We start from the raw sequence: 18,622 nt of genomic DNA on the forward strand, positions 1-18,622 counted from the left end.
GAAAGCCTGCCGGATGGATCACTCTTTCACTCTTTAATCATTCCGACCGCAACGATTTGGCGGGGTTCATCAACGCGGCTTTTACACTCTGGAAACTAACCGTCAATAGCGCCACAGTCACCGACAGCAGGCCCGCCAGGGCAAACATCCACCATTCGATATCGACCCGGTAAGCGAAATCCTGAAGCCAGCGGTTCATGGCGTACCAGGCCATTGGACAGGCTAAAACGATAGCCACGAAGACCAGTTTCAGAAAGTCCTTACTAAGCAGCGTTACAATACTGGCTACACTGGCCCCCAGCACTTTCCGAACCCCAATCTCTTTGGTGCGTTGCTCGGCCGTGAAAGCCGCCAGCCCAAACAAACCCAGGCAGGAAACGAATATCGACAGGATCGAAAAATACAGGATGATGCGCCCAGTGCGTTGCTCGACTCGATACTGGGCATCCAGATCCTGATCGACAAAGCCGTACTGGAATGAACTAACAGGCTCGAACTTTTTGTAAGCAACCGACAAACCAGCAATCACTCGCTCGGACGAAGCGCCCGGTGCGGTTTTCACCAACATATTGAAATACGGATTGTCGGGACGAAATCGGAACAGAAAAGGTTCGATGGAAACACGCAGGGGCCGGAAATGAAAATCTTTCAGTACGCCCACTACCCGGCCCAACGGGCCCCAGAATCGAATACGTTTACCGATAGCCTGTTCGGGCGTCCAGCCCATGCGTTTAGCGGCCGTTTCGTTAATTAAAAATGCGCCCATCGTTGCCGACGTATCCGACGGGATTCGCCAGGAAAAATTGCGGCCAGCCGCCAGTTGCATACCCGTTGTTGATACAAAATCGGCATCGACGTTCATATTCGTGATCAGAAAGGCATCGTTCGGTTGTTGACCTTCCCACTCAATATTGGATGAGTTGGTGATGTCGACCAGATCACTTGTTGTAGCCGATACGCGGGCTACGCCAGGAAGCTTTTCGACCTCGCGCTTGAGCCGTAAAGCGTTGAATCGTAGGTCACCTTTCATCCGAACATACAGCAGCTTCGACTGATCGAAACCCAGCTTCTTATCCTGAATAAAGGCTAGTTGCCGATAAATCACGACGCTACCAATAGCCAGTGCAATAGCCAGCGAGAACTGCCCCACCACCAGCGACTGCCGGAATCGGCGACCCGATTTCACCGATAACCCCAGCGAGTTCACGGTGCCTTTCAACACCTGCACAGGCCGAAACGACGACAGGAAGAAGGCCGGGTAAAGTCCCGTCAGTAAACTAACCACCAAGGTAAGTCCGAACAGAGCCAGCCAGAACATGGGCTCATGAAGAGGCAGTTCCAGGCTTTTGCCCGACAGGTCGTTGAAAAGTGGCATGCTGGTCTGTAACAGCACGAGAGAAATCGCAACGGCCAGACTTGTCATCAGCAGCGATTCGCCCAGGAACTGAATGACAATTCCTGACCGTTTCGCCCCGACTGTTTTCCGCACGCCCACCTCTCGTGCACGCTGTGAAGCCCGCGCCGTCGCTAGATTTATGAAGTTGACAATAGCGATCAACAGCACAATAAAGCCCACTGCCAGAAATATGCGCACGTAGAGAATGTCGCTTCGCTGGCCCCAATCGGTCTGGAAATCAAAAACCGACCGGAGGTAAATGTCGCGCAACGGCTGCAAATACAATGTATTCTCGGTGTCGCTCTGGTAGTGTTTGAGCTGTCCGCTCAGTTTAGCCTCAAAACGAGCCAGGTCTGCTGACGCATCGGCTAGAGCAGGTTTTAGCAGAATATAGGTATGGTAGCTGTTGCTGTTCCATTTCTGACTCCATTCGTCAGTTTTCTCCAGCCATTTGTAGGGCAACAACACATCGAACTGAAGGTGCGAACGTACAGGCGGATTCTTCGCTACGCCCGCCAACGTGAAATGGTCGTCTTTCGTAAAATCAATGGATTGGCCAATAATAGGCTGCTGCGCCCAGTTTGGGCCAAACAGCCGCTCGGCCATCCTCTCGCTAATGACTATCTCATTAGGGCTCGACAGCGCTTTTTGGGCATTACCAGCCACCAGCGAAAAATCGAACACCCGAAAAAATGAAGGATCGACAATCAACATTTCGGTCGCTTCGGCAACGGTCTGTTTATAACCAACTGTCCCCGACCAGCGGCCAATCCGGACGGTCTGTTCCACCTCCGGGAAATCGTTAGTGAGCGTAGGAGCCAACGGACCGGGAGTCACCGCCACATTGTGCATCCCATCAGCTTGCTTCTGGTGCTCAACTACCCGATAGATTCGGTTGAAGTTGGCATGAAAACGGTCATACTGCCATTCGTCGAAGACATACAGACCAATGGCCATACAGCAGGCGATACCCAGCGCCAGTCCGATGCTATTAATCGCCGAATAGCCCTTGTTTTTCAGTAGCGTCCGAAACGCAATGGTTAGATAACTCCGTAACATACTTGTCATTGCAGGATTAGCGTATTCAGAAGGTTTTCGTTTAATAAACTCAGGTCGTACATAGGCCAGTACGTCCAGCCAATAGCGCCCGTTCGCCCTGGTTTCGCCCAGTCGTTTGACACGGAGGGCGTATCGTTCGTGTAAATCGCCCAGTACGTCTTCACGCAGGTGCGGAGCGCAGAACCAGGTTAGTAGGCGGTCGGCGAGACGGGGTGGTATATGAGGCATAGGGCATGGGGTTAGGGCATGGGGAGGAGCAGGAACCCTATGCCCCTAACCCCATACCCTATGCTATTCATTCAGATCGCAACGATTTTACGGGATTCACCAAGGCGGCTCTAATGCTCTGGAAACTGACGGTCAGGAGCGTGATGAACAGGGCTCCGGCACCCGAAACAGCAAATATCCACCACGAGGCTTCGGTTCGGTAGGTGTATTTCTGAAGCCAGTTGCTCAGAAAATACCAGGCGATGGGTGTGGCAATCACAAAGGCAATGGCAACCAGCATCACAAACTCTTTGGATAACAATCCCCAAAGGTTGAGCACAGTAGCGCCAAGCACTTTGCGTACACCAAGCTCTTTGGTACGCTGTTCGGCCATAAACGAAGCTAGTCCAAACAGCCCTAAGCAGGAGATAAAAATGGCCAGTATGGTAAATACAAAGGCCAGTTTCCCAACACGCTCTTCGGCAGCAAATTTTAGGGCGTACTCCTGATCGGCAAATTTATATTCGAAGGGAGCCGAAGGAATTATCTTTTTAAAGACGGCTTCGATCTTCGGCAGCGCTTCGCTCACGCTAACGTTCGGCTTGATTTTAATGTGCATCCAGTTAGGGAGGCCATGTGCTCGAATCATAAAAACCGTTGGAACGATTGGCTCATAAGGCGATTCCATCACCACATCTTTAATAACCCCTAAAATTCTGAAATTCAGAATGGGCTGATCCTGAAATTTCCAGCTAACCCGTTCGCCAATCGGCTGTTTCAATCCCATGTACTTAACAGCCGCTTCGTTGATAACGATACCCGACGAATCGGCTTTAAATTCTCTGGAAAAATCGCGTCCCTTTACAAGCTGCCAGCCCACCGTTTTACCATACTCCGGCGTTACGACCAGTGTTCCAAAACTATCGTCCAATGACGGATTTTTACCTTTCCAGTTAAATCCACCATTGCCCGACCAAACCTCGGTAACTTTCCCCATCGATTCAGCCATTTCCTCAACGGCACCTGTACGCTGAAGCTCGGCCCGGAGCAGTTCATGTTTGCCATAAAAATCGCCCGATTTCATTTCTACCATCAACAGCCCATCACGGGTGTAGCCCACCGGCCGATTCTTGGCAAACTGAATCTGACGAAACACGATGATCGTACCGATAATCAACGTGACTGATACCGTAAACTGTGTTACGACCAGCACTTTGCGGGGTATGGATGCAAAACGGCCTACCCGGAAGGTTCCCTTTAGTACTTTAACAGGCTGGAACGAAGACAGATACAAGGCAGGATAGCTACCCGCCACGAAGCCTGTAAAGCAAATGAAGAGTAGACTTGCGATCCAAAACCATTGATTTGCCCAGGGAATGGTCATTTGTTTGGCCGCTACGTCGTTGAAGGAGGGCAGAGAAACCGAAGTCAGTAAAAGGGCCAGCCCAAAAGCCAGGCCAACCACTAAAAACGACTCGCTAAAAAATTGATTCACCAACTGCTTTCGTACCGAACCAACGGCTTTCCGAATACCCACTTCTTTAGCTCGTTTTTCGGAACGGGCCGTTGACAGATTCATGAAATTGATACAGGCCAGCAGCAAAACAAAGGCTCCGATAATGCTGATAAGCCATACCATTTGCATTGGCCCCTCGTCGATAACACCACGTTTGTAATTGTGTAGACGCCAGTCACGCATAGGCAGCAGAAAAACCTCTGGAGACAGTTTGGCCTGTTCCGGAAAATTGGCCAGATTTTTTATTTCAGCCTTTTTGATAGCTGCTGAGACGGTTTCGAAATCGGTATTTGGGTTGATTTCAGCATAAACCTTCAGAAAATGGTTCTGCCAGTCGGTCATGGCCTTCTCTTTGATCCAGGCATTATCGGATACCCACAAGTCGAATGGGGCCAGAAATTTCACTTCATTAAACTGCGTGTTCAGCGGCAAATCTTCATATACCCCCGTCACTTTTACGTCAAGCTTGTTGTTGATTTTCATCAATTGATTCACGGGGTCAACATCGCCAAATAATGCCCTGGCCGTAGACTCGGAAAGTAAAATGGAATGCGGATCGTTCAGGCCAGCCCTAGAACCATAAATCATCTTGAGCGTGAGCATTTCAGGGGCTGCGGGTTCCATAAAAAGCCCTTTTCGGGAGACTTTCGTGTCTCCCGCCGACAGCACATTGTCGACATTCCACGATGCCATAACAAGGTGCTTAAAATAGGCTTTGTAATTGGTTTTGAGCTCCGTTCCCAACGGATACTGTACCGAGTTGTTCGTGCCTACACCCTGTTCACCATATTCACGGCTCTGCACCTGAGCAATTCGGTCGTAATGTTCGTGGTAGGTGTTGAAGGAAAATTCATCATAGACCCAAAGGCCGATGAGCATAGCCACGGCCATACCAACGGCCAGCCCACCAATGTTGATGGCCGACGAAACCTTATTGCGAGCCAGGTTTCGAAACGCAATTTTCAGATAATTCCGTAGCATAGTTGTATTGGTTGGTTGAGGGTATTGTTCAGGTTGTCTTCGAATAAATTCCGGCCGTACATAGGCCAGCACATCCAGCCAGTAACGCCTGTTCGCGCTGACTTCTCCCCGTCGTTTGACGCGTAAGGCGTAGCGTTCGTGCAAATCGCCCAGTACTTCTTCGTGCAGGTGAGGGGCACAGAACCAGGTCAAAAGGCGGTCAGCGAAGCGGGGTGGGTGGTTTGGCATTGGGCATAGGGGTTGGGGCATAAGGGTTAGGGACGGGGGGCGGCTACTTTCACCCTATGCCCTTACCCCTATGCCCTAAGCTACTCGGATCGCAACGATTTTACGGGATTCATCAACGCGGCTTTGATGGCCTGAAAACTGACGGTTAGGGTTACAATTAGAATGGCCGATGCCAGGGTTACCAGAAATATACCCCCACCAATCCCTATTCGATAGCTATAGTCCTGTAGCCACTTCTCCATGAGATACCAGCCGATGGGGGCTCCAATGACAAATGCCATTCCGATTAACTGAATGAATTCTTTGGTAAGAAGCCCCACGATGCTGGTTACCGTGGCTCCCAGTACTTTACGGACACCAATTTCTTTCGTACGTTGCTGAGCGGTGTAAGCCGCTAGTCCAAATAGCCCCAGGCAGGCGATGATAATGGTTAAGCCCATAAACAGACTGATCAGTGAACCCGTCCGCTGTTCGTCGGCAAACTTCGCCTTGTACGACTCATCGGCAAAGATGTATTCGAATGGGTAGCCCGGATTATATTTCTTGGCGAGTGTTTCAGCCATCGCCAGATTTTGGGCAGTGGTATTGGCAGGATTCAGCCGAACACTAACCCAGGAAAGCGGTAGTGAACCAGCAGGTCCATGAACAACGACGGGGTTAATCGGATCGTACGGTGAGGCAAAGATGAAATCCTTCACAATCCCAACAACATGCCAATCGTGCGAATCGAAGTGGATAGTCGTTCCGATCGGGTTTTCCAGATGCATGGTTTTTACGGCCGTTTCGTTCAGCAAAACAGCCGTTGAATCTGTTGGATAGTTCTGAACGTCGATATCCCGTCCTGCAATCAATTTGGTACCAGTGGTTTTAAGGAAATCTTTATCAGCCCCAAATCGATCAAACTCCACATCTTTGTCAGCTTTCGTACTGCCCGGCCACGAAAGCCCCCATTGTCGGGAGTTAAGATTCGTAATCGAACCGATTGATTTACCCACCGATACAGCCGCGCCAGCCTGAATCAGCTCCTGCTGAAATGAACCATAGTGATTTGCCAAATCTCCTCGCATGTAGATAAACAGGAGGTTGTTTTGGTCATAGCCATTGTCCCGACTTTGTGCGTATTGGATTTGGTCTTTAATAACCAACGTCCCTATAATCAGCACAATAGCAAAGCTAAACTGGGCAATGACCAAGCCTTTTCGTAACGAGAAAACCGAATTTACTGAATGCCGCACACCCTTCATCACCTTGCCCGGCTGAAAATTAGCCAGAACAAAAGCCGGATAACTACCCGCCAGCAAGCCCGTAAACAGAACGAACGCCAGAGCAGCCAGCCAGAAACCAATCGACCCCAATGCTAAAGACAGTTGCTTATCGATCAGGTCGTTGAACGTCGGAATAAACAGGACTACGATGAGCAAAGCCAGCAATCCCGCCAAAAAAGCAAGCAGTAACGATTCGCTGATAAATTGAAAAACTAATGACTGTTTCTGAGCACCTACCACTTTGCGGATGCCGACTTCTTTAGCCCGTTTTTCGCTTCGGGCAGTCGTTAAATTAATAAAGTTGACAGCCGCAACCAGCAGAATTAAACCCGCAACAAGGCCAAATAAGCGTACATTGACGATCTTTCCATCAACCAGTTGGCCATTCTCTTCTCTAGAATACAAATGCCATTTACTGGCTGGATGCAGGAAAATCTGTCGGTGCGATACATCATCAATCACGCCTTTAAGCTTTTCTGCCGTAACGTGTTTGATCTTCTCATTAACGGCGATCGAATTCACTTTCTCTTTCAGCAGAACATACGTATAATTATTGTTCGAACCCCACCCATCGGAGTCCCAGCCCGGTGGCACAAAATAGGTCCAGGGAAGCAGAAAGGATAGCTTGTTAAACTGGGTATTGTCCGGCAGATCATCCAGAACCCCCGATACAGAAAAGCTATCCTTATGGTCAATCTGAAGGGTTTTGCCAACGGCATCACTGGTTCCAAACAGCTTTTCGGCTAAGGACTTTGTGATGACGATTCCATTGGCCCCAGCGAGTACCTTTTCCCGATTACCCGAAAGGAGAGCGAAATCAAATATATTCAGAAAGGTGGGGTCGGCATAAGCACCATCCACATTGAGCTTCCTATCGTCGGCGGTCAGCAGCAGGGTGGTGGGGCGATACCGGATAGCCTCTTCTACATCGGGGTAATTTTGTTTTAAGGTGGGGGCTAACGGCAAGGGCGTCGTTCCCCAAACGGCTGGATTCCCGCCAAACACATCCTGATTGTACACCTGAAACAGTCGATCTGTTTTGCTGTAAAAGCGATCGAAGGTAAGCTCGCTTTGAATCCAGAGAAAAATAAGCGTAGAAGCTGCCATACCCACCGCCAGTCCGGCCATGTTGAGCGATGCATAGCCCTTTTCTCGGATCAGGTTTCGCCAGGCGATTTTCAAGTAATTCCGTAGCATAGTCGTATTTGTTGGTTTAGGGTACTCTTGGGGTTGTCGTCGAATAAATTCAGGTCGTATATAGGCCAGCACGTCCAGCCAGTAGTGTCGTCGGGCACGAACTTCCCCCCGTTGCTGCACCCTCAGTATGTAGCGCTCATGTAAATCGCCCAGCACCTCTTCCCGCAAATGCGGAGCGCAGAACCAGGTCAGCAGCCGGTCGGCGAGGGGCGGAGGGTTGTTTGGCATAGGGTTAGGGGGTTGGGGCATAGGGTTAGGGGCGGGCTGTAGGTACTATTACCCTACGCCCTTCCTCCCATGCCCTATGCTACTTATTCGGATCGTAATGATTTTATGGGGTTCACCAACGCGGCTTTGATGCTCTGAAAACTGACCGTCAGCAAGGCAATGGTGAGAGCAAACAGACCCGAAAGGGCAAACATCCACCACTCGACCTCGATGCGATAGGCAAAATCCTGCAACCAGTGATGCATGGCATACCAGGCAATCGGTGAGGCAATCACAACCGAAATCAGCACCAGTTGGACAAAATCTTTGACCAGCAATTGCACAATACCCGGCACCGACGCCCCCATTACTTTCCGGATGCCGATTTCTTTGGTACGCTGCTCGATCACAAACGCCGACAGGGCAAACAATCCAAGACTGGCGATGATAACAGCCAGCAGCGCAAAAGCCGAAAACAACTGCTGGGTGCGCTGCTCACTAGCGTAGAAGGTGGCGAACTGATCATCCAGAAAATGATATTCCAGTGGCCCATTGGGGTTGAAGGATTCCCATTGCTGCTTCAGATCATCCAGAAAACCAGCCACATCCGTCGTTTTGATTTTCAGCACGATACCGCCCGCATTTCGGCCCATCAACAGCATGAGGGGGGCCACTTTCTGCTTGACCGACACGTAGTTGAAATCTTTAACCACACCAATAACTTTAAATTCGTGATTGCCGGATCGAACGATAGACCGACCGATCGGGTTGGTGCCTTTCCAGCCTAGCTCATGAACGGCGGATTCGTTGATGAGCACCCCCGAAATGGAATCAGTCGGAAAGTCGCGGGAGAAATTGCGGCCTTGCACCACCTGTATCCCTAACGTGCGCAGGTAATCATAATCGATGTGAAAAATATTGGTGTGAATCTCGGCTCCGTTCCCGGTTTCATTTTTTGGATAAATCTGCGTCCCATCCATCATGATTCCTCCGGGTGTATATCTCGACAGGCTGGCTGCAACGACGTGCGCGTTCTGCGCCAGTTGCTCTTTAAAGGCGAGTTGTTTGTCGCCCAGTAAACGGGTATCGGGCAGGGCGATCACCTGATCTTTATCGTAACCCAGCTTTTTAGTCTGCATATACTGTAGCTGCTTATACACCACGATGGTGGCAATCAGCAGGATGGTCGAAATAGAAAACTGGAACACAATCAACCCACTGTGCAGGGATTTCTTCTGTGAGCTTTTCCCAAAAAACGCCCCTTTCAAGGTCCTGATGATGCTGAACGACGACAGGAAAAAAGCCGGGTAAGCCCCCGCCAACATACCCGATAAGAGGCTCACCAGAAAGAGGGTTAGAATAGCCTGGTAGTTCAGGAAAAAGGAATAGCTGATCTGTTTGTTGGCCACCTGATTGAAGTAGGGCAAGAGCAGGAATAGCAGACCGTAGGCACAGACCATCGCCAGAAGAGTCAGCAAAACCGATTCCGTCAGAAACTGGAATACGATCTGTTTTTTTATTGACCCCATCACCTTCCGAATGCCTACTTCCCGGGATCGTTTTGCGGCCTGGGCTGTCGATAAATTGGTGAAGTTGATACAAGCCAGTAACAGAATAAACAGAGCTAAGGCCGAGAAGATATAGACGTACTTAATGTCGCCATTCGGTTCCAGTTCATACTTAGTGTTCGAGTACAAATGGATGTCGGTGAGCGGCTGCAATGAAAAACGAAATGTTTCGACCGACTTCTGGGCTTCGGCCAGACTAACCCCCATATCGCGCTGCACTTCCGGCACCACATACTTTGCCACCAGTTGCGGAAATTTCGCTTCCAGTTTTTTCGGATCGGCTTTGTCGGCTAATTCCAGATAGGTATACGTACCGACGTTGCTCCAGGTCGGATGCTCTATATGATGGGTCGATAAACTTAAAAACGCATCGGTATGAAAGTGCGAATTGTCGGGTACTTTATCGATAATGCCCGTTACGGTAAACGCTGACCGTTGCGTACCCACCGCCAGCGCTTTGCCGATTGGGTCTTCATCCCCAAAATATTTCCGGGCAAACTCCTTAGATATCACAATGCTGTTGGGTGCTATTAGTGCTGTAGCCGCATTGCCTTTGATGAAAGGAATTGAAAACAGTTGCAGGAAATTAGAATCAGCAAAAGCCAGGTGCGCTTCCTTAAACTGATTGGCTTTATACTGAATATAATCGCTGACGGGCCTAAACCGTGTCGACGCTTTCACTTCAGGAAACGTCCGTTGAATGCCCTCGCCCACCGCCACATCGACGTTCGGATAAACGGCCACATCGCCATTGCCAGCCACGGAAAGTTGAACCCGGTAGATGTTTTTAGCCTTGGTGGGGTATTGATCGTAACTCAGTTCGTTGAATACGAACACGGCAATGAGCATAAAACTAGTCAGTCCAATGGCTAGCCCCAGCATATTGATGGCAGTAAATGCTTTATTCAGCATCAAATTCCGCCAGGCAATTTTGACATAGTTCCGTAGCATATCAGTAATTTTTGGATTTGAATAGGGTTGAGGTTGTCGTTTAATAAATTCAGGTCGTATATAGGCTACCACATCCAGCCAGTAGCGTTGTCGGGCGCGAGCCTCCCCTACCCGCTTTGCTCGGATGGCGTACCGTTCATGCAAATCGCCCAGTACCTCCTCCCGCAAGTGCGGAGCGCAGAACCAGGTCAGCAGCCGGTCGGCAAAGCGCGGGCCGACGGGTTGGGGTGGTGTGTTTGGCATAGAGCAAGGGGGTTGGGGCATAAGGTCAAGGGCGGGTTGCGGGCACTATTATCCTATGTCCCTAACCCCATACCCCATGCTTTTTATTCTAACTCCATTCCAATCGAATATTTGGAATAATGCGGTCCCATAGGCGATTTCGAACCGCACGTACCTCGCTCAGCACCCGTCCGCCGAGGGCTGTAACGGTGAACAGCCGTTTACGTCGTCCCCCCCGTTCGGCGGTTGCCTCACCCAGTTCTGAACGTAAGTAGCCTTTTTGCTCCAGCCGTTGTAGGGCCGCATGAACGGCACCTGTACTGACCGAGTTGCCCGTTTCACGTTCAAGTTCTTCCGCAATTAGCACGGAGTAGGCTCCCGGCGACAGGGCGGCTACTGCCAGCAGCACTACCTCTTCGAACTCGCCTAAATCACTTCGTCGCATATCGTAATGGTTAATCTCCCGACAGAGTCCTATTTCATCTATTTCTGTATGTCAAATGCTGGACCAAATAAAAAAAAAGCCCTCATCTGTTCGAAATGGGCTTTTTATTCGTAAACCATGAAGATTGATTGTCCGTTTTTGGACAGCTATTGTACGCTTATGGACAGGCTGGGGTTAAAAAGCGGATTAAAATGGAATAATTTATGTTGATACATGAGTAAGAAGAAGCCTTCCAGGGCCTTTAACAAAAAAGCATAGCAGAACCTCTGCTATGCTTTCCAAACCAACCTAATCTGAACTACGGCGTCTCCCTTCCCATTGGGAGGGGGGTTAGCCGGTTCAAGTTCTTTCCGATCCCAATTTCTTCTTTCTGGCATCGGCGCTGTTTGTAGCGTGTATTCGTAAGGTTTTGTACAGAGTTTAGTAATAGTCAGGCAATCACTGCGCCAATATAGCTATTAATCAAATCTATACAAGAAAAATCCAATATTATTAATAATTTGATGACAATTCGTTTACATCTGGCCGCATTGCTCATTAGCCTTATTGCTAAAAACGTGCCTTACATTTAATTATTCTTTACATTTTTATCAGAAGTATGGCATCAAACAAAGTCGTTCTAATTTTGTCTTACTGAAAGGCCGCTCAAACAACGGCTCAATACGTGTTTTATTAACCACTTAACATCAAGTCAGTATGCCCATTAAACGGAATGCTTCTGCACACTGGGAAGGCTCAGGCAAAGAAGGCAAAGGCACGGTATCAACCGCCAGCACTGTACTCAACCAAACTCAATATTCATTCAACACGCGCTTTGCCGATGGTGTAGGTACAAATCCTGAAGAATTGGTGGCCGCTGCTCACGCAAGCTGCTTCTCCATGAAGTTAGCCTTTAATCTTCAGGAAGCCGGCTTCACGGCCGATTCCATTGATACCCAATGCACCATAACGCTTGATCCGGCAGTTGGCGGTATCACCGAATCCCACCTGGTTGTAAAAGCCAGTGTGCCCGGCATCGACAGTGAGAAGTTTCAGGCGGCTATTGACGATGCCGAGAAGAATTGCCCGATTTCTAAACTATTCAATACCAAAATTACGGTTGATGCATCATTGGCCTAAGTTCGTCGCCAATCATCCGTGTATTCTTAACTTCCCGAAAGCTTTGATCTTTCGGGAAGTTCCGTTTTTAATCAGGCTGAAATTTCCGCTTTTTTGCTGTTAACGCACTTTGACCATGCCCACAGGATACTTACTCCCCGGCGCAAAACCTGGCTTCCGGCGGTTCATCTACTCTTTTTGGGGAGGTATTTTAGTTCGTGAATGCACGTGTTCTTCACCAAGTATTTCCATATTCTGGCAAAAAATTCGTTTTGAGAACGTTCCCGGCAACGATTGTATAAAAAAAGCACTCGTATTACTTTCTCACAACCTGTTTACCTTCAATTTTAACGCTGTCTTTGGGGAATTCAACCTAGTTTTCATACCGACAACATTTTTAGCGATCCATCCTGAGGCCAGGTAAAAAGACAATTTCCTACCATCTCCGTCGACACGCGCGTATCAACCCGTAGCTCACGCACGTTATTCAACCTATATGGCCCAACGTTCATCAAATCATGACCCGACCTTATCTCTTTAGCCTGTGCCTCTGGTTTCTGTTCTTGTTCTCCACCCCATCCAGTACCTGGGCACAAACGTCGTTTTCCAAAGCACTTGCCTTTCCGGGAGCAGAAGGATTCGGACGCTATACAACGGGCGGACGAGGAGGTAAGGTGCTGATTGTTCGCAATCTGAACGACAGCGGGCCCGGTAGCCTGCGTGAAGCCATCGAAACCCGAGGGCCACGCATCATTGTCTTTGCCGTATCGGGTACCATCGCGCTCCAATCCAAATTGCTCATTCGACAGGGCAATCTGACCCTTGCAGGACAATCGGCACCGGGCGACGGCATCTGTCTGAAAAATTATAACCTGAGCATCGAAGCCAATAACGTGATCATTCGCTATATGCGCTTCCGGCTGGGCGACGAAGCTCGCCAACAGGACGACGCCCTAACGGGACTTCGGCAAAAAAAGATTATAATTGATCACTGTTCCATGAGTTGGGCCACTGACGAATGTGCCTCCTTTTACGACAATGAAAATTTTACGATGCAGTGGTGCATCCTATCCGAAAGCCTGAACCATTCAGTGCATGAGAAAGGTGAGCATGGCTACGGCGGAATCTGGGGTGGGTTAGGCGCTTCGTTTCATCACAATCTGCTCGCTCATCAGCACAGCCGAAACCCCCGTTTTTGCGGTGCCCGGTACCATAATCAGCCATCGCGGGAGATTGTCGATTTTCGCAACAACGTGATTTACAACTGGGGGATCAACAGTGCTTATGGTGGCGAACGCGGTAATCATAACCTGGTCAATAACTATTATAAGCCTGGTCCGGCCACACCCGATAAACTCCGCAATCGAATTATCAATCCCTCGAAGCCCTACGGCAAATTTTACGTAACGGGCAATATCGTAGCTGGCGATGAGGCACTTAGCTTAAACAACCTCGCTGGGGGCGTACAATGCGACCAGCCTGATTCAGCCATCGCACCCCAACCATTCCTGGTCGAAAGTATTGCCGAACAAAGCGCCCGGCAGGCGTATGAACAGGTGTTGGCCAAAGCAGGGGCCAGTTTGCACCGCGACGCTGTAGACACCCGGATCGTTGCCGATGTGCGTAAGGGAACAGCTTCAGCCGGTAAAGACAAAAAAGGAATCATCGACTCTCAAACCGATGTGGGTGGCTGGCCTATCTTAACGTCTACCCTCCCTCCCGTCGATACCGACGCCGATGGTATGCCCGATAGCTGGGAGGCAGCTACGGGGCTGAACCCCAAAGATCCAGCCGATGCCAGCCAGTTTAAGCTAAGCGATCAGTATACCAATATCGAAGTGTATCTTAACCTACTCGTTCCCTAACCGTCAACCAGGCAATCACTTATACCGCGCTGGACCCTAGTTCTGCTTCTAGGCATGAGCTTTACAGAGGCAACTATCGGCCGAGGAAGCAGCCGCCTACAAACCGGATAGCCTTCTGGCGGGCAGCGATCATTGGGAGCCCGGCAGAGCGGACTAAAGTGGTCCTCTTGCGGCTGAGGGCCACTTTTCCTGAAAACCTATTTTGCTTAGTTTCGCGGCCGATTACCTTTCACCTGATTGAGTAAGCGTCAGCCCACTGGCGCTTTTAATCCAGGATTGCCTGACCATTAACCGCCCATGATTCACTATACCCACCCAAATCGCATCCTGGTTGCCCTGGACTGTATCATCTTCGGCTTCGATGGGGAAGAGATTAAATTGCTGCTGATTAAACGCAATTTCGAGCCAGAACAGGGTAAATGGTCACTCATGGGAGGGTTCCTGAACGAAGGCGAAGACCTCGAAGTAGCCGCCAATCGGATTCTGTATACGCTTACCGGGCTAACCAACAATTATCTTGAACAATTACAGACCTTTGGGGCCGTTAACCGCGATCCCGTAGAGCGAACCATATCGGTCGTGTATTACGCTCTGGTAACCATTCAGGATCAGGACGTGGCCGCTATCCGGGCGCATAATGCCTCATGGATCGGCCTGAATGTAAAGCCGAAATTGATTTTCGACCATGATAAGATGGTGGAACAGGCACTCCGTCAGCTTCGGTATAAAGCCGCTTTACACGCCATCGGCTTTGAGCTACTGCCCGAAAAGTTTACGATTCCACAGCTTCAGAAACTGTACGAAGCCATCTATAACCGCCAGCTCGACCGCCGAAACTTCAGCCGGAAAATTCTATCAACGGATTTATTAGTAGCTACCGGAGAGAAAGATACAACCTCTGCAACCAAAAAAGGGCAATTGTTTCGCTTAAATACCGAGAAGTATCAGCAATACCTGACCGATTACGTTAGCTTTTTCCCGGAATTGACTTTATCGTAAAGTTCATCCCGTCAGAACGTAACGGAAAAATAATTTCTATTTTTCATGGAAATAACACAAAGGCGTTCTAATATTGTGTCACATATACACGATTCAAAAAGAGGTCCTCTTTTTCGGTATATACAGCTATTTTCTTTATGACGAATCAATACGTTATCGGAGTCGATTTTGGTAGCGATTCCGTACGGGCGTTAGTGGTTAACGCGCACTCGGGGCAGGCCGTTGGCACCCACGTTCATGAATACACGCGCTGGAAACAGGGGCTCTACTGTGACCCCGCCACTTCCCAGTTCCGCCAGCATCCGCTCGACTATCTTGAAGGACTGGAAATCACGATCAACGAAGCCCTGGCCCAGGCCCCTGCCGATGTTCGGCAGCAAGTTGTTGGTATTTCAATTGATACCACGGGGTCAACGCCCTGCGCAGTAGATGAAACGGGGCTTCCCCTGGCCTTGCGCCCCGACTTTGCCGAGAATCCCAACGGGATGTTTATTCTCTGGAAAGATCATACCGCCAATGCCGAAGCCGACGAAATCAACGACCTGGCTCACCATTGGGATATTGACTATACCAAATACGTCGGTGGTATTTATTCGTCCGAATGGTTCTGGGCCAAGCTATTACGAACCCTTCGGGTCGATGAAGCCGTCCGGCAACACGCCTTTTCGTGGATCGAACATTGTGACTGGATGTCGGCTGTTCTGACGGGCAACACCAATCCACTCACCCTAAAGCGGTCACGCTGCGCAGCCGGCCACAAAGCGCTCTGGCACAGCGAATTTCATGGCCTCCCCTCCGACGAGTTCCTGACCAAACTCGATCCCCTGCTGAGTGGCCTCCGTGATCGACTTTTCACCGACACCTACACCGCCGATCAGTCGATGGGTACACTCTCTGCCGAATGGGCGGAGAAACTGGGCTTATCGACCGATGTAGTCATTGGCGTGGGCGCGTTCGACGCCCATATGGGAGCCATTGGAGCCGAGATTGAGCCGTATGCCTTTGTCCGCATTATTGGCACCTCTACCTGCGATATTCTCATGGCACCCAATGAAGAGATCGGCCATCGGCTCATCCGGGGTATTTGCGGGCAGGTCGATGGGTCGGTAGCGCCGGGAATGCTCGGTCTGGAAGCGGGCCAGTCGGCCTTTGGGGATGTGTATGCCTGGTTTGCCCGCTTAATTACAACACCAGTGCGTGAATTACTGGGCGATGAAGCCGCTGATATGCTGGGCCGTAAACTGATTCCGCATCTGTCTGAACAAGCGGCCAAACTGCCCGTCACCGAATCGGACGTAGTGGCGCTGGACTGGATCAACGGACGCCGGACACCCGACGCCAACCATACGTTGAAAGCCGCCCTATCGGGTCTGAATCTGGGCACCGATGCCGCCAAGGTATTCAAATCTCTAGTCGAAGCCACGGCCTTTGGCTCCCGAAGTATTGTTGAGCGATTTATTCAGGAAGGAGTACCCATCCGGAAAGTCATCGCCATTGGTGGAGTAGCTAAAAAATCGCCTTTCGTGATGCAAACGCTGGCCGATGTACTCAACAAACCGATTCAGGTAGCCAGTGCCGATCAGGCTTGTGCCTTAGGGGCCGCTATGTGTGCGGCTGTAGCTGCTGGTGTTCATCCGACAATGGAAGCGGCCCAACACGCGATGGGCTCCGGCTTCGATGCTGAATATCAGCCACGCCCGCAACTCGTTCCAGTTTACGAAAAACTGTATCAGAAATACCTCAAACTCGGTGCGTTTATCGAAGGTCGGTAAAAACAGATTTTCATCGCCAGGGCGCTAGGTCGCAGAGAACCAGATGCTCCTATATTCTCCTGTTCTTCGTGCCCTCGCGGTGACATTTTAACTACTAATACAATGCTGAATTTAAAGCAATTTGAAGTCTGGTTCATTACGGGTAGCCAGCACCTTTACGGAGAAGAAACCCTCAAACAGGTTGACGAGCACTCGCAGATCATTGCCGACTTTCTGAATCAGGCATCGCCCATTCCGGTGCGGGTGATCTTTAAACCCGTCGTGAAAACGCCCGACGAAATTTACGCCATCTGCCAGGAAGCCAATGTAGCGCCTAACTGTGTTGGCATTATTAGTTGGATGCACACGTTTTCGCCCGCCAAAATGTGGATTCGGGGGCTGACGGTCCTGAAAAAACCGATGCTTCACCTGCATACGCAATTCAACCGGGATATTCCCTGGGGCAGCATCGACATGGACTTTATGAACCTTAACCAGTCGGCTCACGGCGACCGCGAATTTGGATTCATTATGTCAAGAATGCGGTTGAACCGGAAGGTAGTGGTTGGGTTCTGGCAGGATCAGGCGGTAATCGACAAAATTGCGGCCTGGACGCGCGTAGCCGTAGCCGCTTACGAGCTAAAAACCATGAAAGTCGTTCGTTTTGGCGACAACATGCGTCAGGTAGCCGTAACGGATGGCGATAAAGTAGCCGCCGAAATGACCTTTGGCATGTCGGTCAATACACACGGCATTGGCGATCTGGTAGCGGTTATCAATCAAATCTCGGATGCCGAAGTTGACCGGCTCGTAACTGAATACGCCGATAGCTACACATTGATGGAGTCGCTGTTGAAAGGTGGTTCACAACATAGCTCATTGCGCGACGCAGCTAAAATTGAACTGGGGCTTCGGGCATTCCTGAAAGACGGCAATTTCTCGGCCTATACCGATACATTTGAAGACCTGCATGGCATGACCCAACTGCCGGGTATTGCCTCTCAGCGCCTGATGGCCGATGGCTACGGGTTTGGGGGCGAAGGCGACTGGAAAACCTCGGCTATGGTACGAACGCTGAAAGTGATGGCGGCCGGATTGCCCGGTGGGAACTCGTTCATGGAAGATTACACCTACCATTTCGACCCGTCAAACCCGTTGGTTCTCGGTTCGCACATGCTCGAAATCTGCCCTTCGATTGCCGCCGGAAAACCTACCTGCGAAATTCATCCCTTGGGCATTGGGGGTAAAGCCGACCCGGTTCGTCTGGTATTCAACGCGCCCGCTGGCCCCGCCATCAACGTGTCACTCATCGACATGGGCAATCGGTTCCGGCTGCTGGTCAACGAAGTCGAAGCGGTCGAAGTACCCGAAGCTTTGCCCAAACTGCCCGTTGCCCGCGCCATCTGGAAGCCCATGCCCGACATGCAAACGGGTTGTGCCGCCTGGATTCTGGCCGGTGGAGCGCACCACACCGTCTACAGCCAAAACCTGACCACCGAACACATCGACGATTTTGCCGACATGTTTGGTGTCGAACTGGTTGTCATCGACCGCAATACCAACCTGCGACAACTCAAAAACGAACTTCGCTGGAGCGAAGCCGTCTATCGACAATTTTAAAGAGCGAAAGAGTGAAAGAGCGATTTTCTCCACTCATTCACTCTTTC

The 18,622-nt window shown here is 50.2% G+C and carries 10 protein-coding genes; 5 read left to right on the top strand and 5 right to left on the bottom strand.

Features of this window, described 5'->3' with window-relative positions; translation table 11 throughout:
• Positions 1 to 37 precede the first annotated feature (37 nt).
• The 5 genes from B153_RS0121900 to B153_RS0121920 form a co-directional block, all read right to left on the bottom strand.
• Positions 38 to 2,683 carry an ABC transporter permease gene (locus B153_RS0121900; protein WP_020598889.1) on the bottom strand — a complete coding sequence of 882 codons (2,646 nt, stop codon included), beginning with the start codon at positions 2,681 to 2,683 and terminating at the stop codon, positions 38 to 40.
• 67 nt (positions 2,684 to 2,750) lie between these two features.
• Positions 2,751 to 5,387: an ABC transporter permease gene (locus B153_RS0121905; protein ID WP_020598890.1), complete on the bottom strand. Its 2,637-nt coding sequence runs from the start codon at positions 5,385 to 5,387 to the stop codon at positions 2,751 to 2,753.
• An 80-nt stretch (positions 5,388 to 5,467) separates the two neighbouring features.
• Positions 5,468 to 8,077: an ABC transporter permease gene (locus B153_RS0121910; protein WP_020598891.1), complete on the bottom strand. Its 2,610-nt coding sequence runs from the start codon at positions 8,075 to 8,077 to the stop codon at positions 5,468 to 5,470.
• An 83-nt stretch (positions 8,078 to 8,160) separates the two neighbouring features.
• On the bottom strand, positions 8,161 to 10,818 hold the full coding sequence (locus B153_RS0121915; RefSeq protein ID WP_020598892.1) for an ABC transporter permease: 2,658 nt from the start codon (positions 10,816 to 10,818) through the stop codon (positions 8,161 to 8,163).
• 88 nt (positions 10,819 to 10,906) lie between these two features.
• A complete protein-coding gene (locus B153_RS0121920; RefSeq protein WP_020598893.1) occupies positions 10,907 to 11,242 on the bottom strand; it encodes a PadR family transcriptional regulator in 336 nt (111 codons plus the stop codon).
• 696 nt (positions 11,243 to 11,938) lie between these two features.
• On the opposite strand from B153_RS0121920, the gene B153_RS0121925 reads away from it, so the two are divergent.
• From B153_RS0121925 to araA, 5 genes are all read left to right on the top strand, one after another.
• A complete protein-coding gene (locus B153_RS0121925) occupies positions 11,939 to 12,361 on the top strand; it encodes an OsmC family protein (RefSeq protein ID WP_020598894.1) in 423 nt (140 codons plus the stop codon).
• A 497-nt stretch (positions 12,362 to 12,858) separates the two neighbouring features.
• A complete protein-coding gene (locus B153_RS0121930) occupies positions 12,859 to 14,205 on the top strand; it encodes a pectate lyase family protein (RefSeq protein WP_020598895.1) in 1,347 nt (448 codons plus the stop codon).
• Between the two features lie 297 nt (positions 14,206 to 14,502).
• The gene (locus tag B153_RS0121935; RefSeq protein ID WP_020598896.1) at positions 14,503 to 15,204 is read left to right on the top strand and encodes an NUDIX hydrolase; all 702 of its coding nucleotides are present in this window, start codon (positions 14,503 to 14,505) and stop codon (positions 15,202 to 15,204) included.
• 137 nt (positions 15,205 to 15,341) lie between these two features.
• Positions 15,342 to 16,976, top strand: a complete 1,635-nt coding sequence (locus tag B153_RS0121940) for a ribulokinase (RefSeq protein WP_020598897.1) — start codon at positions 15,342 to 15,344, stop codon at positions 16,974 to 16,976.
• A 102-nt stretch (positions 16,977 to 17,078) separates the two neighbouring features.
• A complete protein-coding gene (gene araA / locus B153_RS0121945) occupies positions 17,079 to 18,575 on the top strand; it encodes an L-arabinose isomerase (protein ID WP_020598898.1) in 1,497 nt (498 codons plus the stop codon).
• Positions 18,576 to 18,622 lie beyond the last annotated feature (47 nt).

It is taken from the genome of Spirosoma panaciterrae DSM 21099 (assembly GCF_000374025.1).
GTDB classification, from domain to species: domain Bacteria; phylum Bacteroidota; class Bacteroidia; order Cytophagales; family Spirosomataceae; genus Spirosoma; species Spirosoma panaciterrae.